The organism is Streptomyces sp. NPDC053665, assembly GCF_055585285.1.
Genome location: NZ_JBVJKK010000005.1, coordinates 265,752 through 284,078, shown reverse-complemented (window position 1 = coordinate 284,078; position 18,327 = coordinate 265,752). Strand labels below are relative to the sequence as shown.

General features: G+C 75.2%; 16 protein-coding genes. 6 read left to right on the top strand and 10 right to left on the bottom strand.

The features are described from left to right. Positions 1 to 103: 103 nt before the first annotated feature. On the top strand, positions 104 to 1,795 hold the full coding sequence (paaN, locus tag ACZ6ZN_RS21370) for a phenylacetic acid degradation protein PaaN (protein WP_451875926.1): 1,692 nt from the start codon (positions 104 to 106) through the stop codon (positions 1,793 to 1,795). Positions 1,796 to 1,864: 69 nt separating this feature from the next. Here the strand turns inward: paaN and ACZ6ZN_RS21365 are convergent, their stop codons facing one another. The 7 genes from ACZ6ZN_RS21365 to ACZ6ZN_RS21335 all read right to left on the bottom strand — a co-directional run bounded on the left by ACZ6ZN_RS21365 (position 1,865) and on the right by ACZ6ZN_RS21335 (position 8,662). Beyond that, on the bottom strand, positions 1,865 to 2,608 hold the full coding sequence (locus tag ACZ6ZN_RS21365; RefSeq protein WP_451875927.1) for a TrmH family RNA methyltransferase: 744 nt from the start codon (positions 2,606 to 2,608) through the stop codon (positions 1,865 to 1,867). Further along, entirely contained in the window at positions 2,605 to 3,819 is a 1,215-nt protein-coding gene (locus ACZ6ZN_RS21360) for an HTTM domain-containing protein (protein ID WP_469648425.1), read from the bottom strand. Before ACZ6ZN_RS21360 ends, ACZ6ZN_RS21365 begins: the two co-directional genes overlap by 4 nt. Beyond that, positions 3,816 to 4,652: a DUF5819 family protein gene (locus tag ACZ6ZN_RS21355; protein WP_469648421.1), complete on the bottom strand. Its 837-nt coding sequence runs from the start codon at positions 4,650 to 4,652 to the stop codon at positions 3,816 to 3,818. The genes ACZ6ZN_RS21360 and ACZ6ZN_RS21355 overlap by 4 nt, the downstream gene beginning before the upstream one ends. Positions 4,653 to 4,998: 346 nt before the next feature. Then, a complete protein-coding gene (locus ACZ6ZN_RS21350; RefSeq protein WP_398109352.1) occupies positions 4,999 to 5,328 on the bottom strand; it encodes a rhodanese-like domain-containing protein in 330 nt (109 codons plus the stop codon). A gap of 66 nt (positions 5,329 to 5,394) precedes the next feature. After that, positions 5,395 to 6,216 carry a hypothetical protein gene (locus ACZ6ZN_RS21345; protein ID WP_398109138.1) on the bottom strand — a complete coding sequence of 274 codons (822 nt, stop codon included), beginning with the start codon at positions 6,214 to 6,216 and terminating at the stop codon, positions 5,395 to 5,397. 224 nt (positions 6,217 to 6,440) lie between these two features. Further along, positions 6,441 to 7,880, bottom strand: a complete 1,440-nt coding sequence (locus ACZ6ZN_RS21340; RefSeq protein WP_469648418.1) for a DUF2252 domain-containing protein — start codon at positions 7,878 to 7,880, stop codon at positions 6,441 to 6,443. A 113-nt stretch (positions 7,881 to 7,993) separates the two neighbouring features. Next, positions 7,994 to 8,662 (bottom strand): ScbR family autoregulator-binding transcription factor, encoded by a 669-nt coding sequence (locus ACZ6ZN_RS21335; RefSeq protein ID WP_398109140.1) that lies wholly within the window; start codon positions 8,660 to 8,662, stop codon positions 7,994 to 7,996. A 191-nt stretch (positions 8,663 to 8,853) separates the two neighbouring features. On the opposite strand from ACZ6ZN_RS21335, the gene ACZ6ZN_RS21330 reads away from it, so the two are divergent. Together ACZ6ZN_RS21330 and ACZ6ZN_RS21325 are read left to right on the top strand one after the other, a co-directional pair. After that, positions 8,854 to 9,933 carry a ScbA/BarX family gamma-butyrolactone biosynthesis protein gene (locus tag ACZ6ZN_RS21330; RefSeq protein ID WP_469648416.1) on the top strand — a complete coding sequence of 360 codons (1,080 nt, stop codon included), beginning with the start codon at positions 8,854 to 8,856 and terminating at the stop codon, positions 9,931 to 9,933. After that, positions 9,930 to 10,859, top strand: coding sequence for an NAD-dependent epimerase/dehydratase family protein (locus ACZ6ZN_RS21325; protein WP_469648412.1), 930 nt, complete (start codon positions 9,930 to 9,932; stop codon positions 10,857 to 10,859). The genes ACZ6ZN_RS21330 and ACZ6ZN_RS21325 overlap by 4 nt, the downstream gene beginning before the upstream one ends. A gap of 40 nt (positions 10,860 to 10,899) precedes the next feature. On the opposite strand, the gene ACZ6ZN_RS21320 is transcribed toward ACZ6ZN_RS21325, so the two are convergent. The 3 genes from ACZ6ZN_RS21320 to ACZ6ZN_RS21310 all read right to left on the bottom strand — a co-directional run bounded on the left by ACZ6ZN_RS21320 (position 10,900) and on the right by ACZ6ZN_RS21310 (position 14,246). After that, on the bottom strand, positions 10,900 to 12,210 hold the full coding sequence (locus ACZ6ZN_RS21320; protein WP_469648411.1) for a cytochrome P450 family protein: 1,311 nt from the start codon (positions 12,208 to 12,210) through the stop codon (positions 10,900 to 10,902). 142 nt (positions 12,211 to 12,352) lie between these two features. Continuing rightward, positions 12,353 to 13,033, bottom strand: a complete 681-nt coding sequence (locus tag ACZ6ZN_RS21315; RefSeq protein ID WP_469648408.1) for a response regulator transcription factor — start codon at positions 13,031 to 13,033, stop codon at positions 12,353 to 12,355. Continuing rightward, positions 13,002 to 14,246 carry a sensor histidine kinase gene (locus ACZ6ZN_RS21310; protein WP_469648930.1) on the bottom strand — a complete coding sequence of 415 codons (1,245 nt, stop codon included), beginning with the start codon at positions 14,244 to 14,246 and terminating at the stop codon, positions 13,002 to 13,004. The genes ACZ6ZN_RS21315 and ACZ6ZN_RS21310 overlap by 32 nt, the downstream gene beginning before the upstream one ends. Before the next feature lie 182 nt (positions 14,247 to 14,428). Here ACZ6ZN_RS21310 and ACZ6ZN_RS21305 point away from each other — a divergent pair, with 182 nt between their 5' ends. The 3 genes from ACZ6ZN_RS21305 (at position 14,429) to ACZ6ZN_RS21295 (ending at position 18,238) form a co-directional block, all read left to right on the top strand. Then, a complete protein-coding gene (locus ACZ6ZN_RS21305) occupies positions 14,429 to 15,154 on the top strand; it encodes an ABC transporter ATP-binding protein (RefSeq protein ID WP_469648407.1) in 726 nt (241 codons plus the stop codon). A gap of 303 nt (positions 15,155 to 15,457) precedes the next feature. Then, on the top strand, positions 15,458 to 17,635 hold the full coding sequence (locus ACZ6ZN_RS21300) for an FtsX-like permease family protein (RefSeq protein ID WP_469648404.1): 2,178 nt from the start codon (positions 15,458 to 15,460) through the stop codon (positions 17,633 to 17,635). A 69-nt stretch (positions 17,636 to 17,704) separates the two neighbouring features. Then, positions 17,705 to 18,238 carry a winged helix-turn-helix transcriptional regulator gene (locus ACZ6ZN_RS21295; RefSeq protein ID WP_469648402.1) on the top strand — a complete coding sequence of 178 codons (534 nt, stop codon included), beginning with the start codon at positions 17,705 to 17,707 and terminating at the stop codon, positions 18,236 to 18,238. Positions 18,239 to 18,327 lie beyond the last annotated feature (89 nt).

The following is an 18,327-nucleotide window of genomic DNA, read 5'->3' as shown; positions in this document are numbered from 1 at the left end:
CCGATCGTTCGGTTACTCTAGCTCTGTCCGAGTGTTCCTGCCCAGGTTTCTGCCCAGGTCATGAACTCGACGAGGAGTTCTTGAGACGAGGAGTTGGTCACCCATGACCGCCGCACTCTCGGCGCACGAGCTGATCGCCCGGCACCGGTCCACCCTCGACCAGGCGCTGGAAGCGATCCGCACGCGCGCCTACTGGTCCCCCCACCCCGAGCACCCCAAGGCCTACGGGGAGAACGGCAGCCTGGACGCGGCCGCGGGCAAGGCCGCCTTCGACGCCCTGCTCGGCGGCCGCCTCGACCTCGGCCAGCCCGGGACGGACGACTGGGTGGGCGGCGAGACGTCCCCGTACGGCATCGACCTGGGCGTCACCTACCCGCACGCGGACCTCGACGTGCTGCTGCCCGCCATGAAGGCCGGGCAGCGTGCCTGGCGGGACGCGGGCGCCGAGCAGCGCGCGGTGGTCTGCCTGGAGATCCTCAAGCGCATCAGCGACCGCACGCACGAGTTCGCGCACGCAGTCATGCACACGTCCGGCCAGGCGTTCATGATGGCGTTCCAGGCGGGCGGCCCGCACGCCCAGGACCGCGGCCTGGAGGCGGTGGCCTACGCGTACGTGGAGCAGGTCCGCACGCCGGACGACGCCGAGTGGACCAAGCCGCAGGGCAAGCGCGACCCGCTGGCCCTCACCAAGCAGTTCACGCCGGTCCCCCGCGGCATCGCCCTGATGATCGGCTGCAACACGTTCCCGACGTGGAACGGCTACCCGGGCCTGTTCGCCTCCCTCGCCACCGGCAACGCGGTGCTGGTCAAGCCGCACCCGCGCGCGGTGCTGCCGCTCGCCCTCACCGTCCAGGTCGCCCGCGAGGTGCTCGCCGAGGCCGGCTTCGACCCGAACCTGGTGGCGCTGGCCGCCGAGCGCCCCGGCGAGGGCATCGCCAAGACGCTCGCCCTGCGCCCCGAGATCCGGATCATCGACTACACGGGCTCGACCGAGTTCGGCGACTGGCTGGAGGCCAACGCCCGCCAGGCGCAGGTCTACACGGAGAAGGCCGGCGTCAACACGGTCGTCGTCCACTCCACGTCGGACTACAAAGGCATGCTCTCCAACCTGGCCTTCTCGCTGTCCCTGTACAGCGGCCAGATGTGCACGACCCCGCAGAACCTGCTGATCCCGCGCGAGGGCATCGCCACCGACCAGGGCCCCAAGTCCTACGACGAGGTCGTCGCGGACCTGGCCCGGGCGGTGGACGGACTGCTCGGCGACGACGCCCGGGCCAACGCCCTGCTCGGCGCCATCGTCAACCCGGACGTGAAGGCCCGGCTGGAGGCCGCCGCCGGCCTGGGCGAGGTCGCCCTGGCGTCCCGCGAGATCACCAACCCGGACTTCCCGGGGGCGGTCGTGCGCTCACCCGTGATCGTGAAGCTGGACGGGGCCAAGCCGGACGCGGAGGCCGCGTACATGAGCGAGTGCTTCGGGCCGGTGTCCTTCGCCGTCGCGGTCGACTCGGTCACGGACGCGGTGGAGCTGCTGGGCCGCACCATCCGGGAGAAGGGCGCGATGACGGTCGGCGCGTACACCTCCGACCCCGAGGTGGAGCAGGCCGTGCAGGAGGTGTGCCTGGAGGAGGCGGCCCAGCTGTCGCTCAACCTCACGGGCGGGGTGTACGTGAACCAGACGGCCGCCTTCTCCGACTTCCACGGCTCGGGCGGCAACCCGGCGGCCAGCGCGGCCCTGTGCGACGGCGCGTTCGTGGCCAACCGCTTCCGGGTGGTCGAGGTGCGCCGGGAGGCGTAGGGACCCGGGGGTGCGGGTCGCTGTGCGGCCGCGGGCCGTCCGTGGTTCTCCGCGCAGTTCCCCGCGCCCCTAACGGGGCGCCGCCAGGCTCCAGTGATACAGCGTCATCGCCACGCTCGTCGCCAGGTTGTAGCTGCTGACCTGGGGGCGCATGGGCAGGGACAGCAAGTGGTCGGCCCGGGCGCGCAGTTCGGGTGACAGGCCCGTGCGTTCCGAACCGAACGCGAGGACGGCGTCGTCCGGGAGCCTCACGCCCCGGAGGTCGTCGCCCTCCGGGTCCAGGGCGAAGAGCGGGCCGTGCGGCAGTTCGCCGACGGTCAGGCGTTCCACCGCGGTCGCGAAGTGCAGGCCCGCGCCGCCGCGCACGACGGTCGGGTGCCAGGGGTCGACGGTCCCGGTCGTCACCACACCGGTCGCCCCGAAGCCCGCCGCCAGGCGGATCACCGCCCCCGCGTTGCCGAGGTTGCGCGGGTTGTCCAGGACGACCACCGGGGCCGTGCGCGGCCGGTGCGCCAGCTTCTCCAGGTGGGAGGCGCGCGACGGGCGGACCGCCAGGGCGGCCACCGCCGTCGGGTGCGGACGGGGCACGAGCGAGGCGTACGTCCCCTGCGGCACCTCGGTCAGCAGAGCGTCCAACGCCGGCCGCACGTCCGGCGCCAGTTCGGCGGCCAGGGCGAGCGTGGCCGCCCGGTCGGCGGCGACCGCCACCGGCACCTCGGCGCCGAACCGCAGCGCGTGCTTGAGGGCGTGGAAGCCGTCGAGCAGGACGGTCTCACCGGCGATCCGGTGCCAGAGGGTGACGGGGTCGGTCATGGCCGGAAGCCTACGTGCGCGGCGTCGGCGCCCTCCGGGGCACGCTGCCCCGGCACCTGTGCCCGCCCGCCGCGCCGCCGCAGCAGCCGGTCGCGGGTCCGGGCCGCCACACCGCCCAGGCGCCGCAGGAAGCCCGTCGGCAGGAACACCGCGTCCGCCGCGATCATCGCCAGCGAGAAGAACGGCAGCCCCAGGACCACGGCGATCGCCGCGTGCTCGGTGATCATGACGGCGAGCAGGACGTTCTTCACCCGCCGGTTCAGCAGGGTGAACGGGAAGGCGACCTGCACCAGGACCGTCCCGTACGTCACCAGCAGGACCATCGTGCCGCTGGCCGACAGCACGTCCGCGAGCGCGGGCCAGGGCGAGAAGTACTCCAGGTGGAGCGGGTAGTGGACGGCGGTGCCGTCCTGCCAGCGCGAGCCCTGGATCTTGTACCAGCCGGCCGTCGCGTAGATCAGGCACGTCTCCGCCATGATCACGAGCAGCGCGCCGTTGTGCACGATGTCGGCCACGACGTCCAGCAGCATCCGCGGCGAAGCGGTCCGGGCGGACCGTCCCACCAGCCACCACAGGGCCTGCCCCAGCCACACCGTCCACAGCAGCGCCGGGATCAGCCAGTCGCCCTCCAGCCGCCCGGACAGGGTCACCGCGACCAGCACGGCCCCGAGCACCGCCCACAGGGCCGGACCCGTCCGGTCGGTGACCCGCTCGCCCCGGGCCCGGGCCGCGGCGTCCCGTGCGGCGCGCCGGGCGTCCAGCGACCACACCCGGCCGCAGCGCGTGAACACCAGGTAGATCGACATCAGGTGCAGCACGTTGTCGCCGCCGTCGCCCATGAAGACGCTGCGGTTCTGCAGCGACAGCACACCCGCCATGAACAGCACCGACGTCGTGCGCGTGCGCCAGCCCAGCACCAGCAGGGCCGCGGCCAGGAGCGCCAGCGCGTAGACGGCCTCGAACCAGGTCCGGCCGTCGAACCACATGAGGGCGGTGAAGGACCCGTTGGAGCCGATCAGCTGCTCGGCGAGGTCCCGGCTCCAGGGGCCGTCGGGGCCGTACAGCTCCCCGCGGTGGGGAATCTCGCGCAGCAGGAACAGCAGCCAGGTGACGCCGGTGCCGATGCGCACGATCGCGGTCTGGTACGGGCCGAGGGCGGTCTCCGTGACCCGGGCGACGGCACGCGAGACGGCCAGGGACCAGCGGTTCATCCCACGCCTCCCACGGCCTCGTCCCGCGGCACCTTCCACCAGGGCAGCTCACGGTAGGACGGCGTCGTGGCGACCTTCTCCCGGCTCCACTCCGGCGGGGGCACGTTGCTGGTGCGCGAGCGGAACTGGAGCCGTTCGACGACGCCCCCGCCTCCGGTCACGGCGCGCACCGCGTCGGCCCGGTCCAGGCGCAGCACCCCGATCCGCCGCAGGTACGACTCCGAGAGCGCGCCGCGCAGTCCCACGGGCCGGTTCCGGCTGTCGTGCGTGGCCACGTAGAAGTCCCAGGCGCGGCGCAGTTCGTTCTGCTGGGTGTGGCTCGGCAGCGGATTGCCGTCGATGGCCCGGCCGTCCTCGGCGGACAGGTCGTACCAGCCGGTGGTCGGTGCCGCGCCGTCCCGCCCCCGTACCTGGGCACGGACCTGCACCGAGACGTTCTGCTGCAGCGGGTTCGGCGCGAACAGTTTCCAGTTCTGCTCGAACTCCGGGTAGATCCAGTCGTCCACGGCACTGCCGTGCTGCCGGGTGAGCGTGTTGGCCGGGGCGACGTGCAGGAAGGTCATCCCGAGGTGCGCGCAGACCCCGGCCGCCACGATCGCCAGCGCCACCGCGACGGCGATCCGGTAGCCGAGGGGGAGACCGGCGATCCCGCCAGGGGGATCGCCGGGGTCTGTGGCGTCGCCGGGGCCTGCGGCATAGCCGGGGTCTGCGGCGTCGCCGGGTCCGGCCGGGAGGTCGTGCACGGGCCGGGCACCGGGCGGCGGACCGTCGCCCGTGTCTCCGGGCCCGCCCGGCGCACGCCGGGTCACCGAGCCCTCGTCGTACGCGTCCATTCCGCCCCGTTCCCGATCCCGGTCCGTCGTTCCGCCCGCCCGGTCGCGAGGGCGTCGTCCCGCCGCGCAGCGCCGCGCGACCCCGGCACGGCACGGTACTCAGGCGGACCGTCCGGGCACATCCCCCGTCACGGGTTCGCGGCCGTGGCCGTCACCACACCGCCCGGGGGCTCCGACCGTACGGTGGTCGCGGCCGCCCTGGGGCGGGAACGGGGCATCCAGTGCGGTGGCGCGGGGAGGGGCGTCCCGGCAGCCGTCGCACGGGACGCACGGGACGCCCGGGACGCCCGGGCGGCACCACCGGCCCGGGCCGCACCACCGCGCCGCCCGTCCACCGCGGGGGACGCTAGAGGACGAACCCCGGCTGTCCCTCGTCCGTGACCACGGGACGGCCCGCCGCCTCCCACACCTGCATGCCGCCCTCGACGTTCACGGCGTCGATGCCCTGCTGGGCCAGGTACATCGTGACCTGGGCGGAACGCCCCCCGGACCGGCAGATCACGTGGACCCGGCCGTCCTGCGGGGCCGCCTCGGTCAGCTCCCCGTAGCGGGCGACGAAGTCACTGATGGGGATGTGCAGCGCGCCTTCGGCGTGACCGGCCTTCCACTCGTCGTCCTCCCGGACGTCCAGCAGGAAGTCGCCGTCCTTGAGATCCGCGACCGCGACCGTGGGCACACCAGCTCCGAAATTCATGCGCCCGACGCTACCGGAACGGCCCGCCGCGGCGACCCGCGCCAGGACTCAGTCCGAGCCCTCGCCGAGCAGCGCGGCCAGCTCGGTCTCCCGCTCGCCGACCTGGGTGAGCAACTGCTGCCCGATCTCGTCCAGCAGCCGGTCCGGGTCCTCCGGGGCCAGCTGGAGCATGTGCCCGATGGCGCTGTCCTCCAGCTCCTTGGCGAGCAGGGCCAGCAGCTCCTTGCGCTGGGAGAGCCATTCGAGGCGCGCGTACAGCTCCTCGGCCCGGCTCGGCAGGCGCTTCAGCTCGGGTCCCTTCGCCCATTCCTCGGCGAGCTCCCGCAGCTCGGTCTCGTCACCGCGGGCGTAGGCGGCGTTCACCCGCGTGATGAACTCCTCCCGCCGCACGCGCTCCTGCTCCTCCTGCGCGAGGTCGGGGTGGGCCTTGCGGGCGAGGTCGCGGTAGAGCTTGCGCGCCTCCTCGCTGGGGCGGACCCGCTGCGGGGGCCGGACCGGCCGGTCCGTGAGCATCGCCGCGGCCTCGGGGAACAGACCGCTGTCGTCCATCCAGCCGTTGAGCAGTTCCTCCACCCCGGGGATCGGGGCGAGCTGGGCCCGGGCCTCCTCCGCGCGGCGCCGGTCCTCCGCGTCGCCGGTGCGGGCGGCCCTGGCCTCCAGGATGCGGGCGTCCAGCTCCTCCAGGCGGGCGTAGAGCGGCCCGAGCTTCTGCTCGTGCAGCCGGGAGAAGTTCTCGACCTCGACACGGAAGGTCTCGACGGCGATCTCGTACTCGATCAGCGCCTGCTCGGCGGCCCGTACGGCCCGCTCCAGCCGCGCCTCGGGCCGGGCGGCGTCGCCGCCCTCGTGCTCAGCTTCCGGGGTCGTCACCCGACCAGCGTAGGCCACGGCCCGCCCCCGTCCGTGCCCCGGACAGCGATTGCCGCCGACCGGCCCCGGCGCCGGGACCTGGCATCCTCCCGCCGGCCCTCTTGCCCGGGCCGCCGGCCCCCGCGCACCGCCCGAGCCCGACCCCCGCGCACGGCCCGAGTCCGGGACCTAGGCCTCCGCCGACGGGCGCCGCTCCTCCGCTCCTCGCCTTGGCCCCCGGCGCCCTACACCCCCGTCTCCGCCGCGATCCTGCCCGCCTTGATGCCCGCCAGCAGATCCGCGTGGTCCGCCTCCGTGCGGTCGGCGTAGGCGACGGCGAAGTCCCTCATCGCCTCGTCCAGCTCCTCGTTCTTCCCGCAGTAGCCGGCGACCAGTCGCGGATCGGCACTGTGGGCGTGCGCCCGGGCCAGGAGGGCGCCGGTCATGCGGCCGTAGTCGTCCAGCTGGTCGGGGGCCAGGGCGGCCGGGTCGACGCTGCCCTTGCGGTTGCGGAACTGGCGGACCTGGAAGGCCCGGCCGTCGACCGTCGTCCAGCCCAGCAGGTTGTCGCTCACCACCTGCATCCGCTTCTGCCCCAGCACCACCCGGCGGCCCTCGTGCCCGGCCTCGGGCACCTCGATGCCGGCGGTCACCAGATGCGGCACCAGGGCCGACGCCCGCGCCTCCTTGACCTGCAGCACCAGCGGCTCACCGCGGTGGTCCAGGAGCAGCACGACGTAGGACCGGGTGCCGACGCTGCCGGTGCCGACGACCCGGAACGCCACGTCCTGCACGGCGTACCGGGCGAGCAGCGGCAGACGGTCCTCGGGCAGGGTCCCGACGTACTCCTCCAGGGAGAGCGCCACCGCGGCGGCCTCCTCGTCCGGCACGCGCCGCAGCACCGGGGGAGCGTCGACGAAGCGGCGGCCGCCGCCGTCGGTGGCCTCGGTCGACTTGGCCGCGAAACGCCCGCTCGTGTTGTGCCGGGCCTTGTCCGAGATGCGCTCCAGCGTGCCGAGCAGGTCGTGGGCGTCGGCGTGGGACACGAGCTGCTCGTCCGCGATGGCGTTCCAGGCGTCCAGCACGGGCAGCCGGGCCAGCAGCCGCATGGTCCGGCGGTAGGCGCCCGCCGCGTCGTGCGCCGCCTTGCGGCACTGGTCCTCGTCCGCCCCCGCCTCGCGGCCCGCCAGCACCAGCGAGGTCGCCAGCCGCTTGAGGTCCCACTCCCAGGGGCCGTGCACCGTCTCGTCGAAGTCGTTCAGGTCGATGACGAGGCCGCCGCGGGCGTCGCCGTACAGGCCGAAGTTGGCCACGTGGGCGTCCCCGCAGATCTGCGCCCGGATGCCGGTCATCGGTGTGCGCGCCAGGTCGTGGGCCATGAGGCCGGCCGAGCCGCGCAGGAACGAAAAGGGCGAGGCGGCCATGCGGCCGACCCGGATCGGGGCGAGTGCGGGCAGCCGGCCGCGGCCCGACTCCTCGACCGCGCCCAGGGCATCGGGACGGGAGGCGTGCAGCTCCAGCTCGGCGTGCGCCCGGCGCGGAGTGCGCCCGCGCAGGGCCTTGCCCTCACGCTTCGGCGACCCCTCGGCCGGCCACTCGGCGAATCCGCGCACCCGCGGCAACCGGCGCCCCGGCCCCGGCCCGGGCCCGCTCCCGGCCTTCGATCCACTCTCCGTCCCGGTCATCCCGGCCGCCTCCCCCGTACCCGCACGAACATCAACTCGTGCCGACCGTACAACCGGCGCCCGGAACGCGTCAGACCCTGTGGACAACTTCCCGGCTGTGGATTTCCGCGCCGTCAGCCGCCGGAGACGGCCCGTGCCTCGGCCGGCTCCTGGTCGCCGCCCTCCGCCAGCAGCCGCTCGCCCCGGTCCGCCGACACCTCGAGCCGGGCGAGCACCGCCGGAACCGCGATGCTCGGCAGGAAGTGCTCGAAGAGCACGACGACCCGCTGCTCCAGGTCCTGCCGCTGGCAGCGCAGCTGGGACAGCAGCTGCACCCCCGAGAAGCTGCCGACCAGCAGCTCCGCCGTGGCCGCCACGTCGACGTGCGGCAGCAACTCGCCCCGCTCCTTGGCCTCACCCAGCGTCTGCGCGTTCTGGTCGATCCACATCTGGAAGGCCGGCGACCGGTCCAGGTCCACGGCCCCCTGGTCGAGGGCGAGCCCCACGCTGGCCCGCACCAGCGGCTCGGACTTCAGCCGGCGGGCCAGCACCAGCCCGGAGTCGACGAGTTCCTGGAGCTTGCTGGCCTGCGGCGGAAGCGTCGGCGCGAGCTGCTCCCCGAACACCCCTGCCGCCAGCTCCTCCTTGGAGCCGAAATGGAAGTACAGCGCGCCCTTGGTGACACCCGCCCGGTCCAGGATCTCCCCGATGGTCGCCGAGGTGTAGCCGCGTTCGTCGAAGACGGCCGCGGCCGCCTCTAGGATGGTCCGCCGCGTGCGGATCGCGCGCTCCTGACGCGTCATCGGGTGCCTCCTGATCTCCGTCTGTCCCTGTGACATCGCATGACGTCGCACTGCGTCGGCGGCGGGAGAGCCTGCCCGGGCGGCGGGCCGCGCCCTTGGGGAAGACCGGCGCGCCTTTGAAAACGACCGGCGCGTCCGTACCTTAGTCGGACGCCGACCGCAGCCAGTCAGCCGATCCCCGGGGGGTTCCCATGCCGGAGACAGCCCCTTCGGGCGCGCTCGCGGAAGGCCTGAGGGGCCCCGGGCACCACCCCGCGGACAGGACCCTCGCGGCCGTCGGGACCGCGCCGCACCCCGACCACCGCCCTCCGCAGACCGCCGTCACCCGCGAACTCGCCCACCGCACCGCCGACACGGACGTCTTCCCCACCCGCTGGCACCGAATCTCGGACACCCGGTTCCGCTTCACCGCGCACTGGCCCGCCGACCACCCCTTCCTCGGGCCCGTCGACGAGCGGCACCAGGACTCGATGATCGTGGGAGAAACGTTGCGCCAGGCATCGATGGTGCTGGCGCACGCCGAGTTCGGCGCCCCGCCGGACACCCGCTTCGTCATGGCGGACCTGGCGGTCGGCACGGACCCCGATGCACTGCTGCTGTCGGAGGCCGGCGAACCGGTGGAGATCGACGTGGAGTGCTCGGAGGTGCGCCGCCGGGGCCGCCGCCTGGCGGGCATGCGCACCACGATGGAGTTCCGCCGCGCCGGCCGCCTCGTGGCCCGGGGCACCGGCAGCACCGGCTGCGTCTCGCCGGCCGCCTACCGCCGGCTGCGCGCCGGACGGCTCGACGCCTGGGACACCCCGGTGCCACCGCTGCCGGGCCTGCCGCCCGGGGCCGTGGGCCGGGCACGCGCCGAGGACGTCCTGCTGGCCCCCACCGGCCGGCCCGGCGTCTGGCGGCTGCGGGTCGACACCGGCCACCCGCACCTCTTCCCGCGGCCCAACGACCACGTGCCCGGCATGGCCCTGCTCGAGGCGGCCCGCCAGGCGGCCGCCGCCGCGTCCGGCGTGCGCCCCTTCCTGCCCTCGTCGATGTCGGTCGTCTTCGCCCGCTACGCCGAACTGCACGACCCCTGCCTGCTCGTGACGGAGCCGCTCGTGACGGAGCCGCTCGCGACGGAGCCGCTCGCGACGGAGCCGCTTGTGACGGAGCCGCCCGGCGCGGACCCGCAGCAGGTGACGGTGCGGGTCACCGGACGCCAGGGCGGCGAGACGGTGTTCACGGCCGTTCTGACCTCCGCTCGAACGGCGCCGGTACGGTCCGTGGGGTGACGACCCACCTTCTGATCGCCGGGGCGAGCGGATTCGTCGGCAGCCGGGTGGCCGCCGAGGCACGCCGCCGACCGGACGTGCGCGTCCGGCTGCTGTCCCGGCAGGCCCCGCCCGGCCCCGAGTACGTCCGCGGCGATCTGGCCGTCCCGCTCTCCCTGCGCGGTGCCTGCGCCGGCATCGACGTCCTGGTCCACTGCGCCTCCAGGATCGGCGGCGACGTGTCCGCCGCCGAGGCCGTCAACGACCGCGGCACCCGCGCCCTGGTCGAGGAGGCCGTGCGCGCCGGTGTGCGCCGGATCGTGTACGTGAGTACGGCCGCCGTCCACGGCCGCGGCCCGTTCCGGGGTGTGCGCCCCGGTGAGGCACCGGTCGCCCCCGTCTCGGCCACCAGCCGCACCCGGGCGGCCGCCGAGCGGCACGTCCTGGACGCCGGTGGCCTGGTCCTGCGCCCGCACCTGGTGTACGGCGAGGGCGACCGCTGGGTGATCCCCGGGCTCGTGTGGCTGATGGAGGAGCTGTCGGCCACCCTCACCGGCTGCGACGCGCTCCAGTCGATGATCGATGTCACCGCACTTGCCCGCGCGGTGGTGGCCGCGGCCCTGTCCCCCCGGTACGCCGGTGGCGTGCGCCATGTGAACCACCCCGAGCCGGTGCCCGTCACGGATCTGCTCGGCAGGGTGTGCGCCGAGGTCGCCGCGCCCTGCCCGGGCGCCCGGGTGGACGTGCCCACCGCCCTGGAGCGGGCCGCGGGCTCGCCCCGGGCCCTGCACCACCTGGGCATGCTCACCGTCGACCACTGGTTCGCCGACGACGCCTTCTGGACGGGCGTGGACTGCCCGCCCGGCGAGGGCTTTGCGGCCGGGTTCGCCCGGGCGGCGCCCTGGTACCGCTCCTACCTCGGGAACCGGACGGCGAGGACCCTCTAGGGACCGGACGGCGAGGACTCCCTGGGGACCGGACGGTTCCCTACGGACCGGACGGCTCCCCGACCGGCTCCGCCCGCCCCGGCTCCCGGGGACCCGGCAGGGCGTCCGGTGCCGCCCCGTGCAGCAGCACCGGCAGGCTCTCGTGGCCCGTGGAGATGATCGACCGCAGCCGCCGGGGCGGACGCGAGGGATCGGCCAGGGCCAGCCGGGGGAAACGCTCGAACAGGGCGGACAGCGCCACCGTCGCCTCGGCCATGGCCAGGGGCCGGCCCAGGCAGTGGTGCACGCCGTGGCCGAAGGACACGTGGTCGCGGCTGGTCGGGCGGGTGAGGTCGTAGCGGTCGGCGTCGGGCCCGTGCCGCTCGGGGTCGCGCCCGGCGCCGGCGAAGGAGACCACGAGGGCATCGCCCCGGGGGATGGTCAGCCCCGGCTCGATCTCGATGTCCTCCACGGCGTAGCGCAGGCCCGACATCGCGCCCGGGGCCTCCAGGCGCAGCGACTCCTCCAGGGCGTCCTCCCAGCTCGCACGCCCGGAGCGGACCAGGGCGAGCTGACCGGGGTGGGCGAGCAGGCTGTGCACGGTGTTGTCGATGAGGTTGACGGTCGTCTCGAAACCGGCGGTGAGCAGCAGGATCAGGTTGTCCCTCACCTCCTGCTCGCTCATCTCGCCCGCGTCGTGGGCGGCGAGGAGCGCCGTGGTCAGGTCGTCGGCGGGGTGCTCGCGCTTGTGCCGCAGGAACGCGCTCAGCGTGTCGTAGAGGTCCACGGCGTTCGCCCGGGCGTCCTCCAGGGAGATCGCGGTGTCGAAGAAGCGGTCGATGATGCGGTACAGCGCCGCCCGCGGGCCGTCCTCGCCGCGCGGTACGCCGAACAGTTCGCACACCACCTCGTGCGGCACCGGAGCGGCGAACTCCGCCCGCAGGTCGACGACCCGGCCGGGCGGGTGGTCCGCCAGGCGGTCCAGCGCCCGGCCGACGATCTCCCGCACGCGGGGCAGGAGTGCGTCGACGCGGCGCCGTGTGAAGGCGGCCGCCATCGGCCTGCGCAGCCGGCCGTGGTCCTCCCCGTAGGCGGTGACCATGTTGCGCACCGAGACCCAGATGGCCAGCGGCCAGGTGCGGGAGACGTCCCCGTTGATCCAGGCCGGCCAGTGCCGGTAGGCGTCCTTGCTGGTCTCGGGCCCGGCCAGCAGCCGCTTGTTCAGCTCCAGCCCGTTGATCCACCAGGCCCGTACCCCGCCCGGGAGTTCGACCTCGACGGCCGGGCCGCGGGCGCGGATCCGGGCGATCTCGCCGTAGAGGTCCTGGCCGGACGGGTCGATCTTCAGGAAGGGGCAGCCCTGCTGTGCCATGACGTGGCTCCTCGGTCCGGAGGCTGGGCCACCATGGTGCGACCCGGACGACGGGAGCACGCCGCGTCCGACAGGTTTCGGCCATGGCCGCACTCGTCGTCGGCCAGGGGCCGCCCGCGGGCGCGTTCCGTTCCGGGGCGTCCTACGCCCGCAGATACGCCAGCACGGCCCGCACCCGCCGGTGGGTGTCGTCCGCCGGGGGCAGGTCCAGCTTGGTGAGGATGCCGGAGATGTGCTTGCCCACGGCCGCCTCGGAGACGACCAGCCGGCGCGCGACGGCGCTGTTGGAGTGGCCCTCCGCGATCAGCGCCAGCACCTCCCGCTCGCGCGGCGTGAGCCGCTCCAGCGGGTCGCGGCGGCGCCGCAGCAACTGGCGTACGACCTCCGGGTCGACGACCGTGCCGCCGTCGGCCACCTTGCCCAGCGCCTCGACGAACTCCTCGACCTGGCCGACGCGGTCCTTGAGCAGGTAGCCGACGCCCGTGCCGTCGCCGGTGTCCAGCAACTCGGCGGCGTAGCGGCGCTGGACGTACTGGCTGAGCACCAGCAGCGGCAGCCTGGGCCGCTCCCGGCGCAGCCGCACGGCCGCGCGCAGGCCCTCGTCCTGGAAGCCGGGCGGCATGCGCACGTCCGTGACGACCACGTCCGGGTCGTGCTCCGCGACGGCGGCGACGAGCGCCTCGGCGTCCCCGACGGCCGCGACGACGCGGTGCCCGCAGCGTTCGAGCAGCCCGACCAGGCCGTCGCGCAGCAGCACGCTGTCCTCGGCCAGGACGACCCGCAGGGGCCGCTCACCTCGCAGGCTCACCAGGGATCTCCACATGCAGCAGGGTCGGCCCGCCGGGCGGGCTGGACAGGGAGAGTGTGCCATCGAGCACCGACACCCGGTCGGCGAGCCCGGTCAGCCCGCCGCCGTCCCGGACCCGCGCCCCGCCGCACCCGTCGTCGCGTATCCGCAGGGTCAGCCGTCCGTCGCGGTACCCGCCGCTGACCTCGGCCCGCTGCGCCCCGCTGTGCCGGCCGACGTTGGCGAGCGCCTCGCACACCACGAAGTACGCGGCGGCCTCCACGGCCTGGGAGAACCGCCCCGGCAGCTCCAGGTCCACGTCCACCGGCACGGCGGAGCGGTCGGCCGCGTCCGCGACGGCCGCCTCCAGGCCGAAGTCGGCGAGGACCTTGGGGTGGACGCCCCGGATCAGCTCGCGCAGTTCGGCCAGGACCGCACCGGCCTCCTGGTGCGCCCGGGCGAGCTGGTCGGCGAGCGGGCCCGGCGGGGCGTCGAGCCGGGCCAGGCCGAGCGTCATCGTCAGGGCGACCAGCCGCTGCTGCGCCCCGTCGTGCAGATCGCGTTCGATGCGCCGCCGCTCCGCCTCGAAGGCGTCCACCAACCGCACCCGGGACCGGGTCAGTTCGACGACCCTGGCCCCCAGCCCGGCCTCCCGCGGGGCGACCAGCAACCGCGTCAGCCCGGCCCGCGCCCCGGCCAGGCACCCCAGCGGATAGGCGCCCACCGCGAGGAGGACCAGGCCCGCGACGGCCCAGCCGGCAGCGGCCGTCCAGTCCGTCACGAGCCACACCTTCAGCACCTTCGCCTCGCCCGCCACGGCCAGGACCAGCGGGGTCGCGGCCACGGAGAGCGGGAGCAGCAGGAGGACGGCGAGGGCGAGCGCGTCGACCGGCCACAACACCCCCGCGAGCAGCAGGGCGTGGCCCAGCTCGCGCCAGGTGGCGCGCTCCCGCAGCCGGCATGAAAGCCAGCTGCGCAGCCCGGGCCCGCCGGGCGGTTCGTGCGGGTCGCGTGCGGTCTCCGCGTCGGCCAGCCGCAGCCGGTACCGCTCCACGGCCGCCACCGGGACGCCGGCCAGGGCCGCGCCGAGCAGCAGCGGCAGCCCGGCCAGCACCACCGCGAGCACCCCGCCGGCCACCAGCGACGTCACCAGGGCCACGAGCACCACCGCGCCGAGGACCGCGCCCGACAGCAGGTACCCGGCCGACCGCCACGGCCACGCCGAGAGCAGGTAGCCGGGGCGGGACATGGCCTGCCACACGTTGCGAGGGTGCATGGGGATCACCGTAGGAGCAGGTCGGGGGCGCGGCCATGGGCCTGGGCGGAGCACCGGGGTAGGTCTGGCCCTACCCCGGGTCTAGGCCCCGCCGCACTGCGCCGCGGGCCCCCGGCCCGGTTTCGTGGGACCCACACCGACACCAGGGGGTTCCCATGACGCACGACGCCGTCCGGCTCGACTCGGTCACCAGGACGTACGGGCGGGTCACCGCACTCGACGGGGTCTCGCTCGCGTTCCCGGCCGGGTCCTTCACCGCCGTCATGGGTCCCTCGGGCTCCGGCAAGTCCACGCTGCTGCAGTGCGCGGCCGGGCTGGACCGGCCCACGTCCGGCTCGGTCACCGTCGGCGGGACCGAGCTGACCGGCCTGAGCGAACGCCGGCTGACACTGCTGCGCCGTGAACGCGTCGGGTTCGTCTTCCAGGCGTTCAACCTGCTGCCCTCCCTCACCGCCGAGCAGAACGTGGCCCTGCCGCTGCGCCTGGCCGGCCGCCGCGTCCCGAAGGACCGGGTGCGCGCGGCCCTGCGGCAGGTCGGCCTCGCCGACCGGGCCCGGCACCGGCCGGCCCAGCTGTCCGGAGGCCAGCAGCAACGCGTCGCCCTCGCCCGGGCGTTGACGACCCGGCCCGATGTGCTGTTCGCCGACGAGCCCACCGGCGCCCTGGACACGCGCACCGGCCACGAGGTCCTCGGGCTGCTGCGCGCGCTGGCCGACCGCGACGGCACGACGGTCGTGATGGTCACCCACGACCCGGTCGCCGCCGCGTACGCCGACCGCGTCGTGGTGCTTGTCGACGGCCGGGTGGGCGAGGAGCTGACCGGCGCCGACGCCGTCACCATCGCCGCCCGCACGACCCGCCCCCAGACCCTGCCGTGCTGAGCACCGCCTGGGCGTGGCCTCCCCCGACACAGCCCGCGCAACCGGCCCGCACACCCCGGCGCACCGAACACTCCCTACCCCTCACCACCCACACGACCCGCCCTCAGGCCCCGCCGTGCTGAGCACCGCCTGGGCGTGGCCTCCCCCGACACAGCCCGCGCAACCGGCCCGCACACCCCGGCGCACCGACCACCCACCACCCCTCACCCGCACCCCCCGCCGTGCCGAGCACCAACCCGACCCCCACCCTCACCACCCACCCGCAGAACCCGCCGTGCTGAGCACCGACCCGGAGGTCCGCCCGTGCTGAACGTCGTCCTGCGCACCCTGCGCGCCCACTGGTCCGCCTTCGCGGGCGGTTTCGTCGCGCTCGCGCTGGGCGTGGCCCTGCTCACCGTGACGGGCCTGGCCCTGGCCTCCTCCCTCTCCGCCTGTCCCGGCCGGGCGCCGGCCGCGTCCGTCGTCGTGCAGGCCCGGGACACCCTGCGCGTACCGACCCCGGCCGGCGAGCGCACGGCCCGGCTCGCCCACCCCCGGCCGATCCCGCCCGCGACCGTCGCCGAGCTGCGGAAGCTGGGCCCGGTGCGGGTGGACGGGCGGTCCGGCCCCTCCCGCGTCCTCCGGCTGGAGACCGACGCCGACCCGGCGGCTGTGCGGAAGGCCGTGCGCGGCACGGCCCTGGTCCTCACCGGCGACGCACGCCGGACCGGGGACCCCGCCCACGACCGGGACCGGGAGGCGCTCACCGCGCTGAACGCCCTGTTCGGCACCGCCGGAGGCGTGACCGCGTTCGTGTCGGTCTTCGTCGTGGCGTCCACGTTCGCCTTCGCGGTCGCCCAGCGGCGCCGCGAGTTCGCCCTGCTGCGCACGGCCGGGGCGACCCCGGGCCAGATCCGCCGCGGCGTCCTCGCCGAGGCCCTGGCCGTCGGCGTCCTCGCCTCGGCCACCGGCTGCGCCCTGGGCGCCCTCGCGGCACCGCACCTCGTCGCCTGGGCCGTGGCCGAGGACCTCGCTCCCTCCTGGTTCACCCTGGGCGACCCCACCTGGCCTTACCACGCGGCCTTCTGGACCGGGCTGCTCGTCGCCCTGGCCGGGGCGGGCGCGGCCTCCTGGCGGGCCGGGCGCATCGCGCCGGCCGAGGCCCTGCGCGAGGCGTCGGCCGACAGCGGCGGCATCACACGCGGCCGCCTGCTGTGCGGCACGGCCCTGCTCCTCACCGCCGCGGCGACCCTGGTTCTCGCGCTGGGCACCGACCCGGGCGACCTGCTCCACCGCAAGACCTACATCAGCCGCCCGATGCTGCTGATCAGCGCGGCCGCCCTGCTCTCCCCGCTCCTCCTGCGGCCCCTGACCCGGCTGCTCACCACCCTGCCGGGGGTCAGCGCCCTGCTCGTCCGCGAGAACACCGCCACCGGTCCGAGCCGGTGCGCCGCACTCGCGGCCCCGGTGCTGATCACGGTGGCCCTAGCCGGCTCCCTGCTCGGTACCACCGCGACCCTGGACCGGGCCAAGGCCCAGGAGGCACGGGAACGGACCACCGCCGCGTTCGTCCTGCTGCCGAAGGACCGGGCGGGCTTCGACGGGGCGACCCTGCGCAGACTGCGGCAGGTGCCGGGGGCCGTGGTCGCGCCCTCGGCCGCGACGGCCGTGCACGTGCTGGAGGACGGCGTGGCCCTGATCCGCTCCGAGGCCCGCGCCACGGATCCGCGCGCCCTGGCCGCGACCTCGCACGTGCCGCTGACGGCCGGCACGGTGAGCGCCCTCGACGACGACTCGATCGTCGTCAACGAGGAGTGGCAGCGGCACCGGGTGGGCGACCGCGTCCGGGTCTGGCTCGGTGACGGCACCCGCCGGACCCTGCGCATCGCCGCGGTCATGCCCACCGGAACCGGCGGCAACGGCGTCCACCTCACCCCGCGCAACGCCCCCGGGGCCCCGGTCGACCGGGTCGACGTCGCCCTGGCCCGGGGCGCGGACGCGGCGGCCGTCTCCACCGCCCTGCACCGCGCCGCCCGCACCGACGGCCGGGTCCTGACCCGGGAGGCGTGGTTGGAGGAGACCCGGCCCGGCACCCGGCGCACCACCCGGCTCGGCCTCCTCCTGGTCCTCGGTCTCGCCCTGCTGTACACGGGCATCTCCGTGGCGAACACCACGGCCATGGGGGCGTCCGGCCGGCTCCGCGACGTGGCCGTGCTGCGGCTCGCCGGCGCCACCCGGTGGCAGGTGCTCAAGGTGACGTGCGCCGAGTCCTTCACGGTCGTCGCGGCGGGCGCCCTCCTCGGCGTCGCGGTCACCGCCGTCAACCTGGCCGGTCTGTGGGGCGCCCTCGCGCTGCTGTCCGCACCTCCGGCCGTCGTCCTGCCATGGCAGGCGCTGGGCGCGACGGTGGCCGCGTGCGCCGCCCTGGCCGTGACCTCCGCGCTGCTCCCCACGGCCTTCGCACTGCGCCGCCCGGCGGTCCTGGCGGGCGTCCGGGAGTGACCAGGAGGCCCGGCCGGCCTTCGTCTCATCATGAGACCGACCAGGAGGCGTCCTTCTACAGTGGAGCGCATGAGACGGACCTCGTTCGACGGCTGGCCCTGCTCCATCGCCCGCACCGCCGACCTCCTGGGCGACGCCTGGACCCTGCTGATCCTGCGCGAGCTCTTCTACGGCGAGTCCCGCTTCGACGGCTTCACCGCCACCCTGGGCATCGCCCGCAACACCCTCACCGACCGGCTGCGGCGCCTGGAGGCGGAGGGACTGCTGCACCGCCGGGCCTACCAGAGCGAACCGGTCCGCCACGCGTACCTGCTGACCGACAAGGGCCGGGACTTCTTCGGGGTGCTCGCCGCGCTCAACGCCTGGGGCGACCGCTGGCTGGCCGGCGACGAGGGCGCGCCGGTGGTGCTGCACCACACGACCTGCGGTCACGACACGCAGGCCCGGGTGGTCTGTTCCTCGTGCGGGGACCCGCTGGACCCCGGGGACCTCACCGCCCGCACGGGCCCGGGCTACCCGCCCCGCCTCCGGGACACCCCGGCGGCCCGGGCCCGCTTCGCCCCGGGCCGCACCCTGGGCCGGGCCGGCTCCGAGCAGACCTGAGAGCTTCCTCACACGGCAAGGACCGGAGCTCCGCCTCGCAGGCGAGAGGACCGTCACATCCGGGGAAACGACGAACGGGCGGCACCTGA